5 protein-coding genes are annotated in these 19914 nt (G+C 50.7%); all 5 read left to right on the forward strand.

The features are described 5' to 3' along the window. The first annotated feature begins 82 nt into the window (after positions 1–82). The 5 genes from QZZ54_RS12445 (at position 83) to QZZ54_RS12465 (ending at position 19535) form a co-directional block, all read left to right on the forward strand. Entirely contained in the window at positions 83–14179 is a 14097-nt protein-coding gene (locus tag QZZ54_RS12445; RefSeq protein WP_290703009.1) for a VCBS domain-containing protein, read from the forward strand. Between the two features lie 236 nt (positions 14180–14415). Next, positions 14416–15873 carry a tRNA uracil 4-sulfurtransferase ThiI gene (gene thiI, locus QZZ54_RS12450; RefSeq protein ID WP_290703010.1) on the forward strand — a complete coding sequence of 486 codons (1458 nt, stop codon included), beginning with the start codon at positions 14416–14418 and terminating at the stop codon, positions 15871–15873. 269 nt (positions 15874–16142) lie between these two features. Next, the gene (locus tag QZZ54_RS12455; RefSeq protein WP_290703011.1) at positions 16143–16379 is read left to right on the forward strand and encodes an OadG family protein; all 237 of its coding nucleotides are present in this window, start codon (positions 16143–16145) and stop codon (positions 16377–16379) included. 59 nt (positions 16380–16438) lie between these two features. Next, positions 16439–18220 (forward strand): sodium-extruding oxaloacetate decarboxylase subunit alpha, encoded by a 1782-nt coding sequence (oadA, locus tag QZZ54_RS12460; protein ID WP_290703012.1) that lies wholly within the window; start codon positions 16439–16441, stop codon positions 18218–18220. A gap of 13 nt (positions 18221–18233) precedes the next feature. After that, the gene (locus QZZ54_RS12465; RefSeq protein ID WP_290703013.1) at positions 18234–19535 is read left to right on the forward strand and encodes a sodium ion-translocating decarboxylase subunit beta; all 1302 of its coding nucleotides are present in this window, start codon (positions 18234–18236) and stop codon (positions 19533–19535) included. The last annotated feature ends 379 nt before the right edge of the window (positions 19536–19914 follow it).

Here is a 19914-nt window from a genome sequence, read left to right on the forward strand (position 1 = left end):
AGGCCTTCGAAATTTTTAAGTACCCTGAATAGACTATTTTGTTAAATAGGTTATTTGGATTTATATGTAGTTGAGGCAAGATATGGCTGATCAAGAAAACACTTCCCCTGAATCTTTACGCGAAGCGGCATCTGCGGATCTATTTAATCGGGAAGTGACTGCGCATATAAACCCTAACCGGTCTGAGTCTGAAGAGATCTTTGGACACAACGCTCTTAGTCCGGAAGAGCTTTTCAAGCAAAATATTCAAGGTCGGATTGATGATGATCTGGATGATAGGGTTCTTTCAGAGTTGCAATCGGATGGGTTTAATTTTGAATTGAATCATGATCTGTTGTCATCGTTGACAGCGCAGGGGTCCCTGCCTGCAGGTACTCAAATTGCTACTCTTTCTATTCCTGTTGAAGGTGCCGATTTCTCTTTTATTCTGGATGATGGTCAATTCATTATTAATGGAGATGCTCTTTTTCTGAAGAGTGAGCTAACAGCACAGCTAGGTGAGCAGTATTCACTCAATGTGAATGCGGTCAGCAATACGAGTGAATTCGCGATAGACGTTCCGCTTACTGTGAGTTTTGATGGGCTGGCGGAACTTGTAAATGAGATTAATGCCGGCATTGTTAATGTTGCTCCGGACGATATAAGCCTCAGTGAAATGTCTATTGATGAGACATTACAGCCCGGTGATGTAGTGGCAATGCTTACAGCCACTGATTTTGACAATGTTGATGGATTTCAGTTTGAGCTAACCGGCGAGGGGGCTGATCTATTTGAGATAATAGGTAATGAGCTGGTCGTTAAGGTTGGTGCCTCCTTTGATTATGAAGCTCAGTCAAGTCTGCCAGTTGAGATTACAGTTACCGACGTTGGTGGGAAGAGTTTTACTGAAACTGTTTCTATTGATGTTAATGATATTAATGAAGCCCCGGTTTTATCTTCAGCTTCCTTTCAAGTCGACGAAGGCGATTCGGTTGTTAATGGAGAGTTGGAAGCGGTAGATCAGGATTTTTCCGAGCAATTGTCATTTGTCATAGCTGACGGTTTTTCTTTGCCACCAGGTTTTGAGTTGACGGTCGATGGGGATTATAGCTTTGATCCGGAAAATTCGGCCTATCAGCATCTGGGAGTAGGCGATTCTCAAGTTTTGACTATTCCTGTCAAAGTTGTAGATTCTGGCGGTTTGGAAAGTAGTGCAGAGATTAGGATTAGTCTTGCCGGAACGAATGATGCGCCTGTTGCTGATACGGATGTAATTGTTGTCACAGATGAAGGTGGTAGTTCTATTTCTGGGCAGTTGATTGCCTCTGATGTGGATGGTGATAGCGTTAGCTTCAGTGCAGGCAACTTGCCAGCAGGCTTCTCTCTGGAATCTGATGGTTCATACAGTTTCGATCCTACTGATGCAGCATATGACGGCATGGCTCTAGGTGATAGCCAGACTTTGTCAATTCCAGTGACGGTTACTGATGAACATGGTGCTGAGGATTCCCAACAGATCCAGATTACAGTGAGTGGTACTAATGATGAACCGGTAGCCGGCATTGATATTGTGGCTCATGTCCTTGAAGGCGATAGTGCAATCTCAGGTCAACTGATCGCCTTTGATGTTGACGGTGATAGCGTGAGCTTCAGTGCCGACAATCTGCCGGCTGGTTTCACATTAGAGAGTGATGGTTCTTACAGCTTTGATCCAGCCGACAGTGCGTATGACGGCATGGGTGTCGGTGATAGCCAGACCCTAACTATTCCTGTGACTGTGACCGATGAGAATGGTGCGACCGATAGCCAACAAATTCAGGTAACGGTAACAGGCACCAACGATGCGCCAGTGGCGGGTGCTGATGTCACTGCGACTGTGGCCGAAGGCGATACTGCGATATCCGGTAAGTTGAGTGCATCTGACGTAGACGGCGATAGCGTTAGCTTCAGTGCGGATAGTCTGCCTGCTGGCTTCTCTCTGGAATCCGATGGCTCCTACAGCTTTGATCCAGCCGACAGTGCGTATGAGGGCATGGGCGTTGGCGATAGCCAGACTCTGACGATCCCTGTCACTGTGACCGATGAAAACGGTGCGACCGATAGCCAGCAGATCCAGGTAACGGTTACTGGTACCAACGATGCGCCGGTTGCCGGTGCGGATGTCACTGCCAATGTTGCTGAAGGTGATTCAGCGATCTCCGGACAACTAACAGCATCTGATGTCGATGGCGACAGTGTTAGCTTCAGTACGGACAGTCTGCCCGCTGGTTTCACATTAGAGAGTGATGGTTCTTACAGCTTTGATCCAGCCGACAGTGCGTATGACGGCATGGGTGTCGGTGATAGCCAGACCCTAACTATTCCTGTGACTGTGACCGATGAAAACGGTGCGACCGATAGTCAACAAATTCAGGTGACCGTTACTGGTACCAACGATGCGCCAGTCGCCGGTGCCGATGTCACGGCTAATGTTGCCGAGGGTGATTCTGCGATCTCCGGTCAGTTGAGTGCATCTGACGTAGACGGTGACGCTGTTACTTTCAGTGCCGACAGTCTGCCTGCAGGATTTACGCTTGAAACTGATGGTTCTTACAGTTTTGATCCCGCCGATGCAGCGTATGACGGCATGGGTGTCGGCGATAGCCAGACCCTAACGATCCCGGTCACTGTGACCGATGAAAACGGTGCGACAGACTCACAACAGATTCAGGTAACCGTTACCGGTACCAACGATGCGCCGGTTGCCGGTGCGGATGTCACGGCTAATGTTGCCGAGGGTGATTCAGCGATCTCCGGACAGTTGAGTGCAGCTGACGTAGACGGCGATGCGGTTACTTTCAGTGCCGACAGTCTGCCTGCTGGTTTCACATTAGGAAGTGATGGTTCTTACAGCTTCGACCCTGCTGATGCAGCGTATGAGGGTATGGGTGTTGGTGATAGCCAGACCCTGACGATTCCTGTGACTGTGACCGATGAAAACGGTGCGGCCGATAGCCAACAAATACAGGTAACGGTGACCGGTACCAACGATGCGCCAGTCGCCGGTGCGGATGTCACGGCGACTGTTGCCGAGGGCGATTCTGCGATCTCTGGTCAGTTGAGTGCATCTGACGTAGATGGCGATAGCGTGAGCTTCAGTGCTGACAGTCTGCCTGCCGGCTTCTCTCTGGAATCCGATGGTTCTTACAGCTTCGATCCCGCCGATGCAGCGTATGACGGTATGGGCGTTGGCGATAGCCAGACCTTAACAATCCCGGTCACTGTGACCGATGAGAACGGTGCGACAGACTCACAACAGATTCAGGTTACCGTTACTGGTACCAACGATGCGCCGGTTGCCGGTGCGGATGTCACGGCGACTGTTGCCGAGGGTGATTCAGCGATCTTCGGACAGTTGAGTGCAGCTGACGTAGACGGCGATAGCGTTAGCTTCAGTGCCGACAGTCTGCCCGCTGGCTTCTCTCTTGAATCCGATGGTTCTTATAGCTTCGACCCTGCTGATGCAGCGTATGACGGTATGGGCGTTGGCGACAGCCAGACCCTAACGATCCCGGTCACTGTGACTGATGAAAACGGTGCGACTGACTCACAACAAATTCAGGTAACGGTCACCGGTACCAACGATGCCCCGGTTGCCGGTGCGGATGTGACCGCCAATGTTGCCGAGGGCGACTCTGCGATCTCTGGCCAATTGACTGCGTCTGACGTAGACGGCGACGCTGTTACTTTCAGTGCCGACAGTCTGCCCGCAGGCTTCTCTCTTGAATCCGATGGTTCTTACAGTTTTGATCCCGCCGATGCAGCGTATGACGGTATGGGTGTGGGCGACAGCCAGACCCTAACTATTCCCGTGACCGTCACCGATGAAAACGGTGCGACTGACTCACAACAGATTCAGGTAACCGTTACTGGTACCAACGATGCCCCAGTTGCCGGTGCGGATGTTACTGCGACTCTTGAAGAAGGCGACACTGCGATCTCGGGACAGTTGAGTGCCTCCGATGTCGATGGCGACAGTGTTACTTTCAGTGCTGACAGCCTGCCCGCAGGCTTCTCTCTTGAATCCGATGGTTCTTACAGTTTTGATCCCGCCGATGCAGCGTATGACGGTATGGGTGTGGGCGACAGCCAGACCCTAACTATTCCCGTGACCGTCACCGATGAAAACGGTGCGACTGACTCACAACAGATTCAGGTAACCGTTACTGGTACCAACGATGCCCCAGTTGCCGGTGCGGATGTTACTGCGACTCTTGAAGAAGGCGACACTGCGATCTCGGGACAGTTGAGTGCCTCCGATGTCGATGGCGACAGTGTTAGCTTCAGTGCGGACAGTCTGCCCGCTGGTTTCACGTTAGAGAGTGATGGTTCTTACAGTTTTGATCCCGCCGATGCGGCCTATGATGGCATGGGCGTTGGCGATAGCCAGACCCTAACGATCCCGGTCACTGTGACTGATGAAAACGGTGCGACTGATAGCCAACAGATCCAGGTTACCGTCACCGGTACCAACGATGCGCCAGTAGCCGGTGCGGATGTCACGGCCAATGTGGCCGAAGGTGATTCAGCGATATCCGGTCTGTTGACGGCCTCCGATGTGGATGGTGATAGCGTTAGCTTCAGTGCGGATAGTCTGCCTGCTGGCTTCTCTCTGGAAGCCGATGGTTCTTACAGCTTCGATCCCGCCGATGCAGCGTATGACGGTATGGGCGTTGGCGATAGCCAGACCCTGACGATCCCGGTCACTGTGACCGATGAGAGCGGCGCGACTGACTCACAACAGATCCAGGTTACCGTCACCGGTACCAACGATGCGCCGGTTGCGGGTGCCGATGTGACCGCCAATGTCGCTGAAGGTGATTCTGCGATCTCCGGTCAGTTGACGGCCTCTGATGTGGACGGCGACAGTGTTAGCTTCAGTGCCGACAGTCTGCCTGCAGGCTTCTCTTTAGGATCCGATGGCTCTTACAGCTTCGATCCAGCCGACAGTGCTTATGAGGGTATGGGCGTTGGTGATAGCCAGACCCTAACGATCCCGGTCACCGTCACCGATGAAAACGGTGCGACTGACTCACAACAAATTCAGGTAACGGTTACCGGTACCAACGATGCGCCAGTAGCCGGTGCGGATGTGACCGCCAATGTTGCTGAAGGTGATTCAGCGATCTCTGGTCAGCTCACCGCCTCCGATGTGGACGGCGACAGTGTTAGCTTCAGAGCCGACAGTCTGCCTGCTGGCTTCGTCTTAGAGAGTGATGGCTCTTATAGTTTTGATCCCGCCGATGCAGCGTATGACGGCATGGGGGTTGGCGATAGCCAGACCCTGACCATCCCGGTCATTGTGACCGATGAGAATGGTGCGACCGATAGTCAACAGATACAGGTAACGGTCACCGGTACCAACGATGCCCCAGTGGCTGGTGCAGATGTGACCGCGACTGTGGCTGAAGGCGACTCTGCGATCTCCGGTCAGTTGAGTGTATCTGATGTAGACGGCGACGCTGTTACTTTCAGTGCTGACAGCCTGCCCGCAGGCTTCTCTCTTGAATCCGATGGTTCTTACAGTTTTGATCCCGCCGATGCAGCGTATGACGGCATGGGTGTTGGTGATAGCCAGACCCTAACGATCCCGGTCACTGTGACTGATGAGAACGGTGCGACTGATAGCCAACAAATTCAGGTAACGGTTACCGGTACCAACGATGCACCAGTCGCGGTTGATGATACTGGCTTTATGCCGGTTTCAGCGACACTTATCGGTGAACTGAACTTTGATGAGGGTGTGCCTGCGGCTGAGTTTGGCAGCGTGGCCGAAGCATCTGAAGGTCAGGTGGATAATAGTGCTGAACTGAACAATGCACAGGTACGCCTGGAAGGGATTAATCTGAATTCAGAAGATGGTGCACAGACAACTGTTTCCATGTGGGTGAAAACTGATCCCAGTGGCAGCTGGGAGATGATGGCCTCTTCAAATGCATATGACCTGGTCACCTTGAATGGCGATATCGGTTTCAATACCGCCCAGGGTGATCTCTTTGGTACCGATGCCAGTGTGTTAGGCGATGGTGAATGGCATCAGGTGGTTGCAGTATTTACTAATGGTGATGTGTCCCAGAACAGTCTGTTCATCGATGGAGAGAAGCAAGAACTCATTCAGCTACAGGGTACCCCTAGCGCTGCTAACGCCAATATAGCCAGCGATGATGGCATTAACTTTGGTGGCTGGGGCTACGGTGGTGGTTATGGTTTCACCGGAAGTATGGACGAGGTTAAAGTTTTTGATGGCAGCCTGAGCGAAGCGGAAGTTGGCAGTCTCTATACCGTGGAAGGCAATCACAGTCATTGGGACGCTATAAGTACCGATGAAGACAGTGCTATCACTATTGATGTGCTGGCTAATGACGGTGATGCCGATGGTGATGCGCTGACGATAACCGCCGTAGGTGATGTGGTTGACAGCGAGGGTGATGTGCAGGGTACGGCCGAGATAGTAGATGGTCAGGTGCGCTTCATCCCGGGTGAAGAGATGAATGCCCTGGCGGAAGGAGAAACAGCAGAGCTGCAATTCATTTATACAGTAAGCGATGGTAATGGTGGTAGCTCCACCGCCGTTGCCAGCGTGAAGGTGGTTGGCAGTAATGATGGTCCGGTGGCTGAAGCTGATGTAACAGTAAGTGTAAATGAAGGCGATGCCGCCATTAATGGCCAGCTGAGTGCCAGCGATGCGGATGATGCCGCGTCCTTGACGTTCTCCATCAGCGAGGGCGACGTTGCGCCTGCAGGTTTTATCCTGAACGGTGATGGATCTTATAGCTTTGATCCGACGGATACTGCGTATGACAGCATGGGTGTGGGCGAGTCTCAAACTCTATCGATCCCCGTTACGGTTACTGATGAGCATGGGGCCAGTGATAATCAACAGGTCCGGATTACCCTGACCGGAACTAATGATGCTCCGGTAGCGGTGGATGATACTGGCTTTATACCGGTTTCGGCGACGCTTATCGGTGAACTGAACTTTGATGATGGGGTGCCTGCTGCTGAGTTTGGCAGCGTGACGGGCGCGTCTGAGGGCCAGGTGGATAATAGTGCTGACCTGCATAATGCACAGGTACGCCTTGATGGAATTGACCTGAATGCAGAAGATGGAGCGCAGACGACTGTTTCCATGTGGGTGAAAACAGATCCCAGCGGTAGTTGGGAGATGATGGCCTCTTCGAAAGCATATGATCTGGTCACCTTAAATGGAGATATTGGCTTCAATACCGCCCGTGGTGATCTCTTTGGCACCGATGCCAGTGTGTTGGACGATGGTGAATGGCATCAGGTGGTTGCAGTATTTACTAATGGTGATGTGGCCCAGAACAGTCTGTTCATTGATGGAGAGAAGCAGGAGCTCACTCAGCTACGCGGAACACCTAGTGCTTCTAACGCTAATATAGCCAGTGATGATGGCATTAATTTTGGCGGCTGGGGGTACAACAATAACTATGGTTTCTCAGGCAGCATGGATGAGGTTAAAGTCTTTGATGGCAGCCTGAGCGAAGCGGAGGTTGGCAGTCTCTATAGCGTGGAAGCCAATCACAGTCATTGGGATGCGATAAGCACTGATGAAGACAGTGCTATCATCATTGATGTGCTGGCTAATGACGGTGATGCCGATGGTGATGCGCTGACTATAACCGCCGTAGGCGATGTGGTCGACAGCGAGGGTAATGTGCAGGGTATGGCCGAGATAGTAGATGGTCAGGTACGCTTCACGCCGGGTGAAGAGATGAATGCCCTGACGGAAGGCGAAACAGCAGAGTTGCAATTCAGTTATACAGTTAGCGATGAGAATGGTGGCAGCTCCACCGCGATTGCCAGCGTAAAGGTGGTTGGTAGCAATGATGGCCCAGTGGCTGGTGCTGATGTTACTGCGACTCTTGAAGAAGGTGATTCTGCGATCTCCGGTCAGTTGAGTGCCTCTGACGTAGACGGCGATAGCGTTAGCTTCAGTGCCGACAGTCTGCCCGCCGGTTTTGCTCTTGAATCCGATGGTTCTTATAGTTTTGATCCTGCGGACAGTGCGTATGACGGCATGGGTGTCGGTGATTCACAAACGTTAACTATCCCTGTTACCGTGACGGATGAGAATGGTGCGACCGATAGCCAACAGATCCAGGTAACGGTGACCGGTACCAACGATGCGCCGGTTGCCGGTGCAGATGTGACCGCCAATGTTGCCGAAGGTGATTCAGCGATCTCCGGACAATTAACTGCGTCTGATGTGGACGGTGATAGCGTTAGCTTCAGTGCGGATAGTCTGCCTGCAGGATTTACGCTTGAGTCTGATGGTTCTTACAGTTTTGATCCCGCCGATGCGGCGTATGACGGTATGGGCGTTGGTGATAGCCAGACCTTAACAATCCCGGTCACTGTGACCGATGAAAACGGTGCGACCGATAGCCAACAAATTCAGGTAACGGTTACCGGTACGAACGATGCGCCAGTAGCCGGTGCGGATGTGACTGCGACTGTTGCTGAGGGCGATTCAGCGATCTCCGGACAGCTAACGGCTTCCGATGTGGATGGCGATAGTGTGAGCTTCAGTGCCGACAGTCTGCCAGCAGGCTTCTCTCTTGAATCTGATGGTTCTTATAGCTTCGACCCTGCTGATGCAGCGTATGACGGTATGGGGGTTGGCGATAGCCAGACCTTAACAATCCCTGTCACCGTGACCGATGAAAACGGTGCGACCGATAGCCAACAGATACAGGTAACGGTCACCGGTACCAACGATGCGCCAGTGGCGGGTGCCGATGTGACCGCTAATGTTGCTGAAGGTGACTCTGCGATCTCTGGACAACTAACAGCATCTGATGTCGATGGCGACAGTGTTAGCTTCAGTGCGGACAGTCTGCCCGCTGGTTTCACATTAGAGAGTGACGGTTCTTACAGTTTTGATCCAGCGGACAGCGCTTATGACGGTATGGGCGTTGGCGACAGCCAGACCCTAACGATTCCCGTCACCGTCACCGATGAGAACGGCGCGACTGATAGTCAACAGATCCAGGTAACGGTTATCGGTACCAACGATGCACCGGTTGCGGGTGCCGATGTGACCGCTAATGTTGCTGAAGGTGACTCTGCGATATCCGGTCAGTTGAGTGCGTCTGATGTCGATGGCGACAGTGTTAGCTTCAGTGCCGACAGTCTCCCTGCTGGCTTCGCCTTAGAGAGTGATGGCTCCTACAGTTTTGATCCGGCGGACAGTGCTTATGACGGCATGGGGGTCGGTGACTCACAAACGTTGACGATCCCGGTCACTGTGACCGATGAGAATGGTGCTACCGACTCACAACAAATTCAGGTAACCGTTACTGGTACCAACGATGCTCCAGTAGCGGGTGCCGATGTCACGGCCAATGTTGCTGAGGGCGACTCTGCGATCTCGGGTCAGTTGAGTGCTTCTGATGTGGACGGCGATAGCGTTAGCTTCAGCGCCGACAGTCTGCCCGCTGGTTTCTCCTTAGAGAGTGATGGCTCCTATAGTTTTGATCCAGCCGACAGTGCTTATGATGGTATGGGGGTCGGAGATAGTCAGACGCTGACTATTCCTGTGACTGTGACCGATGAAAACGGTGCGACCGATAGCCAGCAGATCCAGGTAACGGTTACTGGTACCAACGATGCGCCGGTTGCCGGTGCGGATGTCACTGCCAATGTTGCTGAAGGTGATTCAGCGATCTCCGGACAGTTGAGTGCATCTGACGTAGACGGCGACGCTGTTACTTTCAGTGCCGACAGTCTGCCCGCTGGCTTCTCTCTTGAATCCGATGGTTCTTATAGCTTCGACCCTGCTGATGCAGCGTATGACGGCATGGGTGTGGGTGATAGCCAGACTCTGACGATCCCTGTCACCGTGACCGATGAGAAGGGTGCGACTGACTCACAACAGATTCAGGTAACAGTTACTGGTACCAACGATGCGCCGGTTGCCGGTGCGGATGTGACCGCCAATGTTGCTGAAGGTGACTCTGCGATCTCGGGACAACTAACAGCATCTGATGTCGATGGCGACAGTGTTAGCTTCAGTGCGGACAGTCTGCCCGCTGGTTTCACATTAGGAAGTGATGGTTCTTACAGCTTCGACCCTGCTGATGCAGCGTATGACGGTATGGGTGTGGGTGATAGCCAGACCCTGACGATCCCGGTCACTGTGACCGATGAAAACGGTGCGACTGACTCACAACAAATTCAGGTTACCGTTACTGGTACCAACGATGCGCCAGTCGCCGGTGCGGATGTCACTGCGACAGTTGCCGAGGGCGATTCTGCGATCTCTGGTCAGTTGAGTGCATCTGACGTAGATGGCGACAGTGTTAGCTTCAGTGCCGACAGTCTGCCTGCTGGTTTCACATTAGAGAGTGATGGTTCTTACAGTTTTGATCCCGCCGATGCGGCGTATGACGGCATGGGTGTCGGTGATAGCCAGACCCTAACGATCCCGGTCACTGTGACTGATGAGAACGGTGCGACCGATAGCCAACAAATTCAGGTAACGGTCACCGGTACCAACGATGCGCCGGTTGCCGGTGCGGATGTCACTGCGACAGTTGCTGAAGGTGACTCTGCGATCTCCGGACAGTTGAGTGCAGCTGACGTAGACGGCGATGCGGTTACTTTCAGTGCCGACAGTCTGCCCGCTGGCTTCTCTCTTGAATCTGATGGTTCTTATAGCTTCGACCCTGCTGATGCAGCGTATGACGGTATGGGGGTTGGCGATAGCCAGACCTTAACAATCCCGGTCACTGTGACCGATGAAAACGGTGCGACCGATAGCCAACAGATCCAGGTAACGGTTACTGGTACCAACGATGCGCCGGTTGCCGGTGCGGATGTCACGGCGACTGTTGCTGAAGGTGATTCAGCGATCTCCGGACAGTTGAGTGCTTCTGATGTGGATGGTGATAGTGTCAGCTTCAGTGCTGACAGCCTGCCTGCAGGCTTCTCTCTTGAATCTGATGGCTCTTATAGTTTCGATCCTGCTGATGCAGCGTATGACGGTATGGGGGTTGGCGATAGCCAGACCTTAACAATCCCGGTCACTGTGACCGATGAAAACGGTGCGACCGATAGCCAGCAGATCCAGGTAACGGTTACTGGTACCAACGATGCGCCGGTTGCCGGTGCGGATGTCACGGCGACTGTTGCTGAAGGTGATTCTGCGATCTCCGGACAGTTGAGTGCATCTGACGTAGACGGCGACGCTGTTACTTTCAGTGCCGACAGTCTGCCCGCTGGCTTCTCTCTTGAATCCGATGGTTCTTATAGCTTCGACCCAGCCGACAGTGCTTACGACGGAATGGGCGTTGGCGATTCACAAACGTTAACTATCCCGGTCACCGTGACCGATGAGAACGGCGCTACAGATTCCCAACAAATTCAGGTAACGGTTACCGGTACCAACGATGCGCCGGTTGCCGGTGCGGATGTCACGGCGACTGTTGCTGAAGGTGATTCTGCGATCTCCGGTCAGTTGAGTGCTTCTGATGTGGATGGTGATAGTGTCAGCTTCAGTGCTGACAGCCTGCCTGCAGGCTTCTCTCTTGAATCTGATGGTTCTTATAGCTTCGACCCTGCTGATGCAGCGTATGACGGTATGGGGGTTGGCGATAGCCAGACCCTAACGATTCCTGTGACTGTGACCGATGAAAACGGTGCGACCGATAGTCAACAGATCCAGGTAACGGTTATCGGTACCAACGATGCGCCAGTAGCCGGTGCGGATGTCACTGCCAATGTTGCCGAAGGTGATTCAGCGATCTCCGGCCAATTGACTGCGTCTGATGTGGACGGCGATAGCGTTAGCTTCAGCGCCGACAGTCTCCCTGCGGGCTTCTCTCTTGAATCCGACGGCTCCTACAGTTTTGATCCCGCCGATGCAGCTTATGACGGCATGGGTGTGGGCGATAGCCAGACCCTGACGATCCCGGTCACTGTGACCGATGAGAACGGTGCGACTGACTCACAACAGATCCAGGTAACGGTAACCGGTACCAACGATGCTCCAGTAGCGGGTGCCGATGTCACGGCCAATGTTGCCGAAGGTGATTCAGCGATCTCCGGACAATTAACTGCGTCTGATGTGGATGGCGACAGTGTTAGCTTCAGTGCGGATAGTCTGCCTGCTGGCTTCACGTTAGAAAGTGATGGCTCCTATAGTTTTGATCCTGCCGATGCAGCGTATGACGGCATGGGGGTTGGTGATAGCCAAACCCTGACGATCCCGGTCACTGTGACTGATGAGAACGGTGCGACTGATAGCCAACAAATTCAGGTAACGGTAACGGGTACCAACGATGCGCCGGTAGCGGGTGCGGATGTCACGGCTAATGTTGCCGAAGGTGATTCAGCGATCTCCGGACAATTAACTGCGTCTGATGTGGACGGCGATAGCGTTAGCTTCAGCGCCGACAGTCTGCCCGCTGGTTTCTCCTTAGAGAGTGATGGCTCCTACAGTTTTGATCCAGCCGACAGTGCTTATGATGGCATGGGGGTCGGAGATAGTCAGACGCTGACTATCTCAGTTACAGCTACCGATGAGCATGGTGCTTCTACTGCAGAAACAGTACAGATAGCTATGCAGGGTACCAATGATGCTCCAGAGTTTTCTGTAACTCAGCCTATAACTGTTTCGGTGCCGCAGGCAGAACCGGTTACTACCACTGTTTTTTCGACAAATTTTGATAGTGTTGATATGGATGGGTCAGGGTTTGTTCAGGGGGCAGATGGCTGGGGTACGGATTCTGAAGCTATAGAAATGTGGGAAAGTGGTAGTGGCCATAGTGGGGAAGGTCAATATGTTGAATTGAATGATGATTCTCATAATCGCTATGACGACGCAGTAAGCATTGATCGAGATGTGGATACAGCAGATGGTGCGACTTATACGCTTACTTTCGATTTCTCAGGCCGTGCCGGTTATGACGAAAATGTAAACGAAGTACAGGTGGTTATAAACGGTGAAGTTGTTGACACTATTAGTCACGATGCATCAGATAATGACGATAATCAGTGGGATAGCCAGACCATAAGCTTTACAGGGAATGGTGAAGTTATGAATGTTGCGTTTGTTTCTACGGGTGATGCCGTTAGAAACGGTCGGGGCATGAGGCTGGATAATATCGAGTTAACTGAGACGGTTTCACAGTCAGTCGTAGATTCGCAGATTAATGGTCAGCTCAGTGCTGCTGATTTAGATAGTACTAATTTGATTTATAGTCTGGCTGATGGCGAAACACTACCTGCAGGCTTTGTATTAGAGTCAGACGGGAGCTATAGCTTTGACCCCGCGGATGACGCTTATAGTCACCTAGCTGCAGGTGAAAGTCAGACATTGTCTATTCCTGTAGTTGTAACAGATGAACAGGGGGCTCATGACTCTCAGCAGCTCCAAATTGTTGTCAATGGGGCTGCAGAAGAATCGGGGTCTGTTGAAAGTACTCCAATAGAGACTACTTCCAGTGGCATCGACTTTGATCTATACGGTCAAGAAAATACCGATACTTCTGAGATGAATGAAATTTTAGGTGATGGAGGTAAGGATACTCTGGAGGGAAGTGGTGAAGCGGACTTTATCTCTGGAGGGGGCAATAAGGATGATCTTAAGGGCGGTGATGGAAATGACGTTCTTGATGGTGGCGATGACAAAGATAAGATAGATGGCGGTGCAGGTAACGACACGCTATATGGCGGTGCAGATAAAGATGAGCTTAAAGGTGGTGATGGAAATGACTATCTGGATGGAGGTTCCGGTAAGGATAAGCTGGATGGTGGTGACGGTAATGACTATCTGGTTGGCGGAGAAGGCGACGATAAGCTGAAAGGTGGTGATGGCGATGACCTGATGACTGGTGGCTTAGGAAACGATAAAGCCGAAGGCGGTGATGGTTCAGATACCTATGTTTATAATCCATTTGAAGGTAATGATCACTTCTCCGGGGGTACCGGTGGTGGTTGGGCAGATACTATCGCTTTGAGTGCTGATGGCTCTGCTGATCCTGATAACCCCTGGACCATTACGGTTGATGGTCAGGAGCTGGAATATGATATGGCTGCTCAGGCGCTGGAGTTGAATCCGGATACTTCAGGCGTGGTAACTATGGCTGATGGTAGTGAGCTTAGCTTTGAGGGTATTGAAAAAATTGAGTGGTAGGTATCTCGCAATTCTAAAGAGAGGCTCCGGCCTCTTTTTTTATATACAGGGACGTATGGTATGCCGTGGGCGCATGGATGCGCAGGAACGGCGAAAGGGACGTATGGTATGCCCGAGCACAGAGTGTGTAGGGTTAGCGATTTAAAACACGTAGTAAGCCGTTAATCGTATGAATTTTGTGCCCTCTGCACACCAATGTATAATGGCCGCCTTTTAATCCGGTACAGAAATCGAATATGAAAATTATCGTTAAACTCTTCCCAGAAATTACCATCAAGAGTAAGCCCGTGCGTAAACGCTTTATACAGCGATTACAGTCCAACTTACAGGTAACTCTTAAACGTCTGGATAACGATATTAAGGTACGCGGATTATGGGATAAGGTCGAAGTCGAAGTCCCCTCCGACAATGCTGAGTTGAGAGAGAAGGTCATCGATCTGATGAGCTGCACTCCTGGGATTTCACACTTTTTGGAAGTCGATCAATATCCGCTGGGGTCTTTTGATGAGGTGTTTCAGCTCATCAAAGAGACTTATGGAGAAAAAGTAAAAGGCAAAACTTTTGTGGTTCGTGTTAAGCGTGCCGGCAAGCATGAGTTTAAATCTGTAGACCTGGAACGCTATATTGGCGGCGGATTACTGCAGCATTGTGATACTAAAGGGGTCGATCTGCATGCCCCTGAGTATACGGTTAAGCTAGAAATTCGGGATGAAAATCTCTACTTGGTTTCCCATCAGCATAAGGGGCAGGGCGGTTATCCGTTAGGCACACAAGAAGATGTCCTTTCGCTTATATCGGGCGGATTTGATTCCGTAGTCTCCAGCTATATGACCATGCGCCGCGGTAGTAAAACGCATTTCCTGTTTTTTAACCTGGGAGGTCGTGCCCATGAGATCGGTGTAAAACAGATCTCCGTTTATCTGTGGCAAAAGTATGGCAGTGCTGCTCGGGTTAAATTTATCTCTGTGCCTTTTGATGAAGTAGTCGGTGAAATATTACAAAACGTGCATCACACTCATATGGGCGTTGTGCTTAAGCGGATGATGATGCGCGCTGCTGAAAAAGTAGCTGATCGTATGAAACTGCCGGCGATTGTGACCGGTGAAAGTATTGCTCAGGTTTCAAGTCAGACGTTGGTTAACCTGCAGGTGATCGACTCTGTTACCAGTAAATTGGTCGTGCGCCCCCTGATTACCATGGATAAGCAGGATATTATTGATATTACAAAGCAGCTCGGTGCTTATGATTTCGCTAAGAATATTCCTGAGTATTGTGGTGTTATTTCCGATCGACCGACGACGAACGCTAAGCTTGAGCGTATAGAAGAAGAGGAAGTAAACTTCGACTTTGATGTTTTAGATCAGGCGTTGGAAAATGCTCAGGTAATTACTATCGATAAAATCGTGGATGACATTAATGTTCATGCAGAAATCGAAGCGTTAACTAAGGTCAGTGATAATCAGGTTATTATTGATGTCAGACACAGCAATGAGCAGGAGCGTAAACCGCTTAATATGCCTAAGGTCGAAGTGCTGACAATCCCTTTCTTTCATCTTGGAACAAAATTTCAGGAGCTGGATCAGAGCAAAGAGTATCTTTTGTACTGTGACAAAGGTGTAATGAGCCAAATGCATGCTCAGAGCCTGCAGGAAAAGGGCTTTTTGAACGTCAAAGTATATCGTCCAGAGCTTTGACTAAGGTTGTAGATCTTTGAGTAATTAACATCGTAAATAGGTGCTTTTTCGCTGTTTTTTGTAGTTTATTTACAGACGTTAGGAGCAGTTTTTATACAGCTAATAGCATCTAAATAGTTGCCTGATGTAGAGAATTCAGGTTTAATTGTTGGCCATTTATTAACGTTCATCTGTTCTGCTGCAATCGGATTTAAACTCCGAGGGTAATACTGCGGCCACAAGCCGGCAGCGGACATATGGTTTTCTTACAAAGAAGGAGCACCCGTTAGATGGATAATCTAATGTCGGAAGGCCTGAATTTGATGGTCTTTGGTATGGGATTCGTATTCGTATTCCTGACTCTGTTGGTTTTTGCAACTGGCTTCATGTCGAAGGTAATTGCCAAAGTGGCGCCAGAGGCTGCTCCGCAGCCAGCCAAACCAGCAGCTGTTGCACCAGCCGCTTCAGGTAGTGATGAGTTAGTCGCAGTAATGACTGCGGCAGTACATCAGTATCGCAAGCACTGATTTGCAGCCAAAACCAAGAATTTATTTTAAGAGCATTAATCGACAAAAGGCCTATACCCATGTCTGATAAAAAACCTCTTGGCATTACAGATGTAGTATTACGGGACGCACACCAGTCTCTGTTTGCTACCCGCATGCGCATTGATGACATGCTGCCAATTGCTGAGAAACTGGATAAAGTCGGTTTCTGGTCCCTGGAAAGTTGGGGCGGAGCGACATTTGACTCATGTATTCGTTATATCGGTGAAGATCCGTGGGATCGTATCCGTGAACTGAAAAAGGCGATGCCGAATACTAAGCAGCAGATGCTGTTACGTGGTCAGAACTTGTTGGGCTACCGTCACTATGCTGATGATGTGGTTAGTAAGTTTGTAGAACGTGCTGCTACTAATGGTGTTGACGTATTCCGTATTTTTGATGCGATGAACGATCCCCGTAACCTTGAAACAGCGATCAAAGCAGTTAAGGAAAGCGGTAAGCACGCCCAGGGTACAATCTCCTATACCAAGAGTCATGTACACACCACTGATATGTGGGTTGAGTATGCGAAAACTCTGGAAGACATGGGTGCTGAGTCCATCGCGATTAAGGATATGTCCGGTATCCTGACGCCATATGATGCATTTGATCTGGTTTCTCGCCTGAAGGCTCAGACAGATCTGGAAGTTCAACTGCATGCTCACGCGACTTCAGGACTGTCTGACATGACTATCTTGAAGGCTGTGGAAGCGGGTATTGACCGTGTTGATACTGCCATCTCTTCTATGTCTATGACTTACGGTCATACAGCGACTGAATCTGTTGTGGCTGCGCTGGCAGGTACTGACCGTGATACAGGTCTTGATCTGCTTCAGCTGGAAGAGATCGCTGCTTACTTCCGTGAAGTACGTAAAAAGTACGCTAAGTTTGAAGGCTCTCTGCGTGGCACTGATTCTCGTATCCTGGTTGCTCAGGTTCCGGGTGGCATGTTAACCAATATGGAAAGTCAGCTTCGTGAGCAGGGTGCTTCTGACAAATTTGATGAAGTGCTGGCTGAGATTCCACGGGTTCGTGAAGATCTGGGCCTGATCCCACTGGTAACACCAACTTCACAGATTGTTGGTACTCAGGCTGTGATCAACGTCCTGATGGGCGAGCGATACAAAACTATCTCTAAAGAAGTTCAGGGTGTTTTGAAAGGTGAGTATGGCGCAGCGCCGGCACCTTACAACGCTGAACTGCAAGCGCGTGTTCTGGATGGTGGTGAAGCGATCACTTGTCGTCCGGCAGATATGCTTGAGCCTGAAATGGAAAAGCTTGTTGCTGAGCTGAAAGAGCTGGCGACTGAGAAAGGCGTTAGCCTTGCATCAGGTGAGAACGAAATTGATGATGTTCTGACTTACGCACTGTTTCCACAAATTGGTCTTAAATTCCTTGAAAATCGCGGTAATCCAGACGCATTTGAACCCGCACCTACATTAGAGGACGCCCTAGCAATGGCTGCACCTAAGAATACTGGTCCACAGACTTACACTATCAATGTTAATGGTCAGAACTATGTTGTTCAGGTTTCAGAGGGTGGTGATATCACCGCTGCTGCACCGGCTGCTGCCGCTGCGCCTGCTGCTGCAACATCTGCTGCTGGTCCTGCTGAATCAGTTCCTGCGCCACTGGCTGGAAATATCTGGAAAGTTGAGGTATCCCCGGGTCAAGCAGTTCAGGAAGGTGATGTACTGGTTATCCTTGAAGCGATGAAAATGGAAACAGAGATTCGCGCAGCACGCGCGGGTACGGTTTCTACCATTGATGTTAAGGAAGGTGATTCTGTACAGGTCGGCGACAGTCTGCTGACATTGGTGTAAGGGCGGATTCTCAATGGATAAGCTATTAGATCTCTGGCACGCGTCAGGGATATACAATGTAAGCCCAGGCCAGATCGTCATGATCTTGGTTGGGCTGTTGCTTTTGTTCCTTGCTATTCGCAAGAACTTTGAGCCTTTACTGCTGGTACCTATCGGTTTTGGCGGCATTATGGCCAACATTCCGGAAGCAGGCCTTGCTTTCTCAGCAGTTGAGAATGCGCTGCATCTGGGTGGGCCTGAGGTAATCTTGTCCATTGCTGATGCAGTGGGTATAGATAGTATGGATACGTATGCGATCCATGATGCCTATGATGCTGCATCTGCCAAGGCGCATACTGCTGCTGTTTATGCTGCCAATGATAGTGGCTACAATAATGGCATGATGTATAACTTCTACTCCGTAGCGATTGCGTCTGGCGTTGCGCCACTGCTGATCTTTATGGGTGTAGGTGCGATGACCGATTTTGGTCCGCTGCTGGCTAATCCTAAGACTTTGTTCCTGGGTGCCGCTGCACAGTTTGGTATCTTTGCAACAGTACTGGGTGCGGTTGGTCTGACTACTCTGGGAGTGATGGACTTCTCAATCCAGGATGCAGCTGCAATTGGTATCATTGGTGGTGCAGATGGTCCAACAGCGATCTATGTTGCTTCTCTGTTGGCTCCAGATCTCTTAGGGGCGATTGCGGTAGCAGCCTACTCCTATATGGCTTTGGTTCCTATGATTCAGCCGCCAATTATGCGTGCGCTGACCACAGAAGCTGAACGTAAGATCTCTATGGTTCAGCTGCGTCATGTGCCTAAGACTGAAAAGATCATGTTCCCGATCGTACTGTTGATGTTGGTAGCTATGCTGCTGCCAGATGCAGCGCCACTGTTGGGTATGTTCTGTTTCGGTAACCTGATGCGTGAGTGTGGTGTTGTTGATCGTTTGAGTGATACAGCTCAGAATGCTCTTATCAACATTGTAACCATCTTCCTGGGTCTGTCAGTGGGTTCTAAACTGTCCGCTGATAAGTTCCTCGATCTGGAAACTTTGGGTATCCTGCTATTGGGTGTAGTTGCATTTGGTATCGGTACTGCCTGTGGCGTTCTGATGGCTAAGGTGATGAACAACCTGCAAGGTGGTAACTCCATCAACCCGCTGATCGGATCAGCAGGCGTGTCTGCAGTACCTATGGCTGCCCGTGTATCTAACAAGTTGGGTCTGGAAGCTAACTCTCAGAACTTCTTGTTGATGCATGCAATGGGACCAAACGTAGCCGGTGTAATCGGCTCTGCGGTTGCTGCAGGTGTGATGATTAAGTTTGTAGGCTAAGCTTTGTGTGTATTTAAAAAGCCGCTCAGAAGAGCGGCTTTTTTGTGTCTTTAATAAGTCATAGGTCATTAATAGCCGTAGCTCGTGGTTCGAGCGTCACAAAAAGCTTTAACAGCTGTGGCTCGATCGTCACAAAGATCGTGACTTGTTCGTTGCTCGCTAAAAGCCTTCTTTATATGGGTAGGAGCGGCTTCCAGCCGTGAGCAATATCAGGAGAATGTTATTCGCGGCTGGAAGCCGCTCCTACAATAATAATGGTTGTGTTGATTGGGCAGGGATAGATAATTCTGAGCAACGAGCAACGAGCAACGAGCAACGAGCAACGAGCAACGAGCAACGAGCAACGAGCAACGAGCAACGAGCAACGAGCAACGAGCAA

It is taken from the genome of Amphritea sp. (assembly GCF_016744155.1).
Lineage (GTDB): Bacteria > Pseudomonadota > Gammaproteobacteria > Pseudomonadales > Balneatricaceae > Amphritea.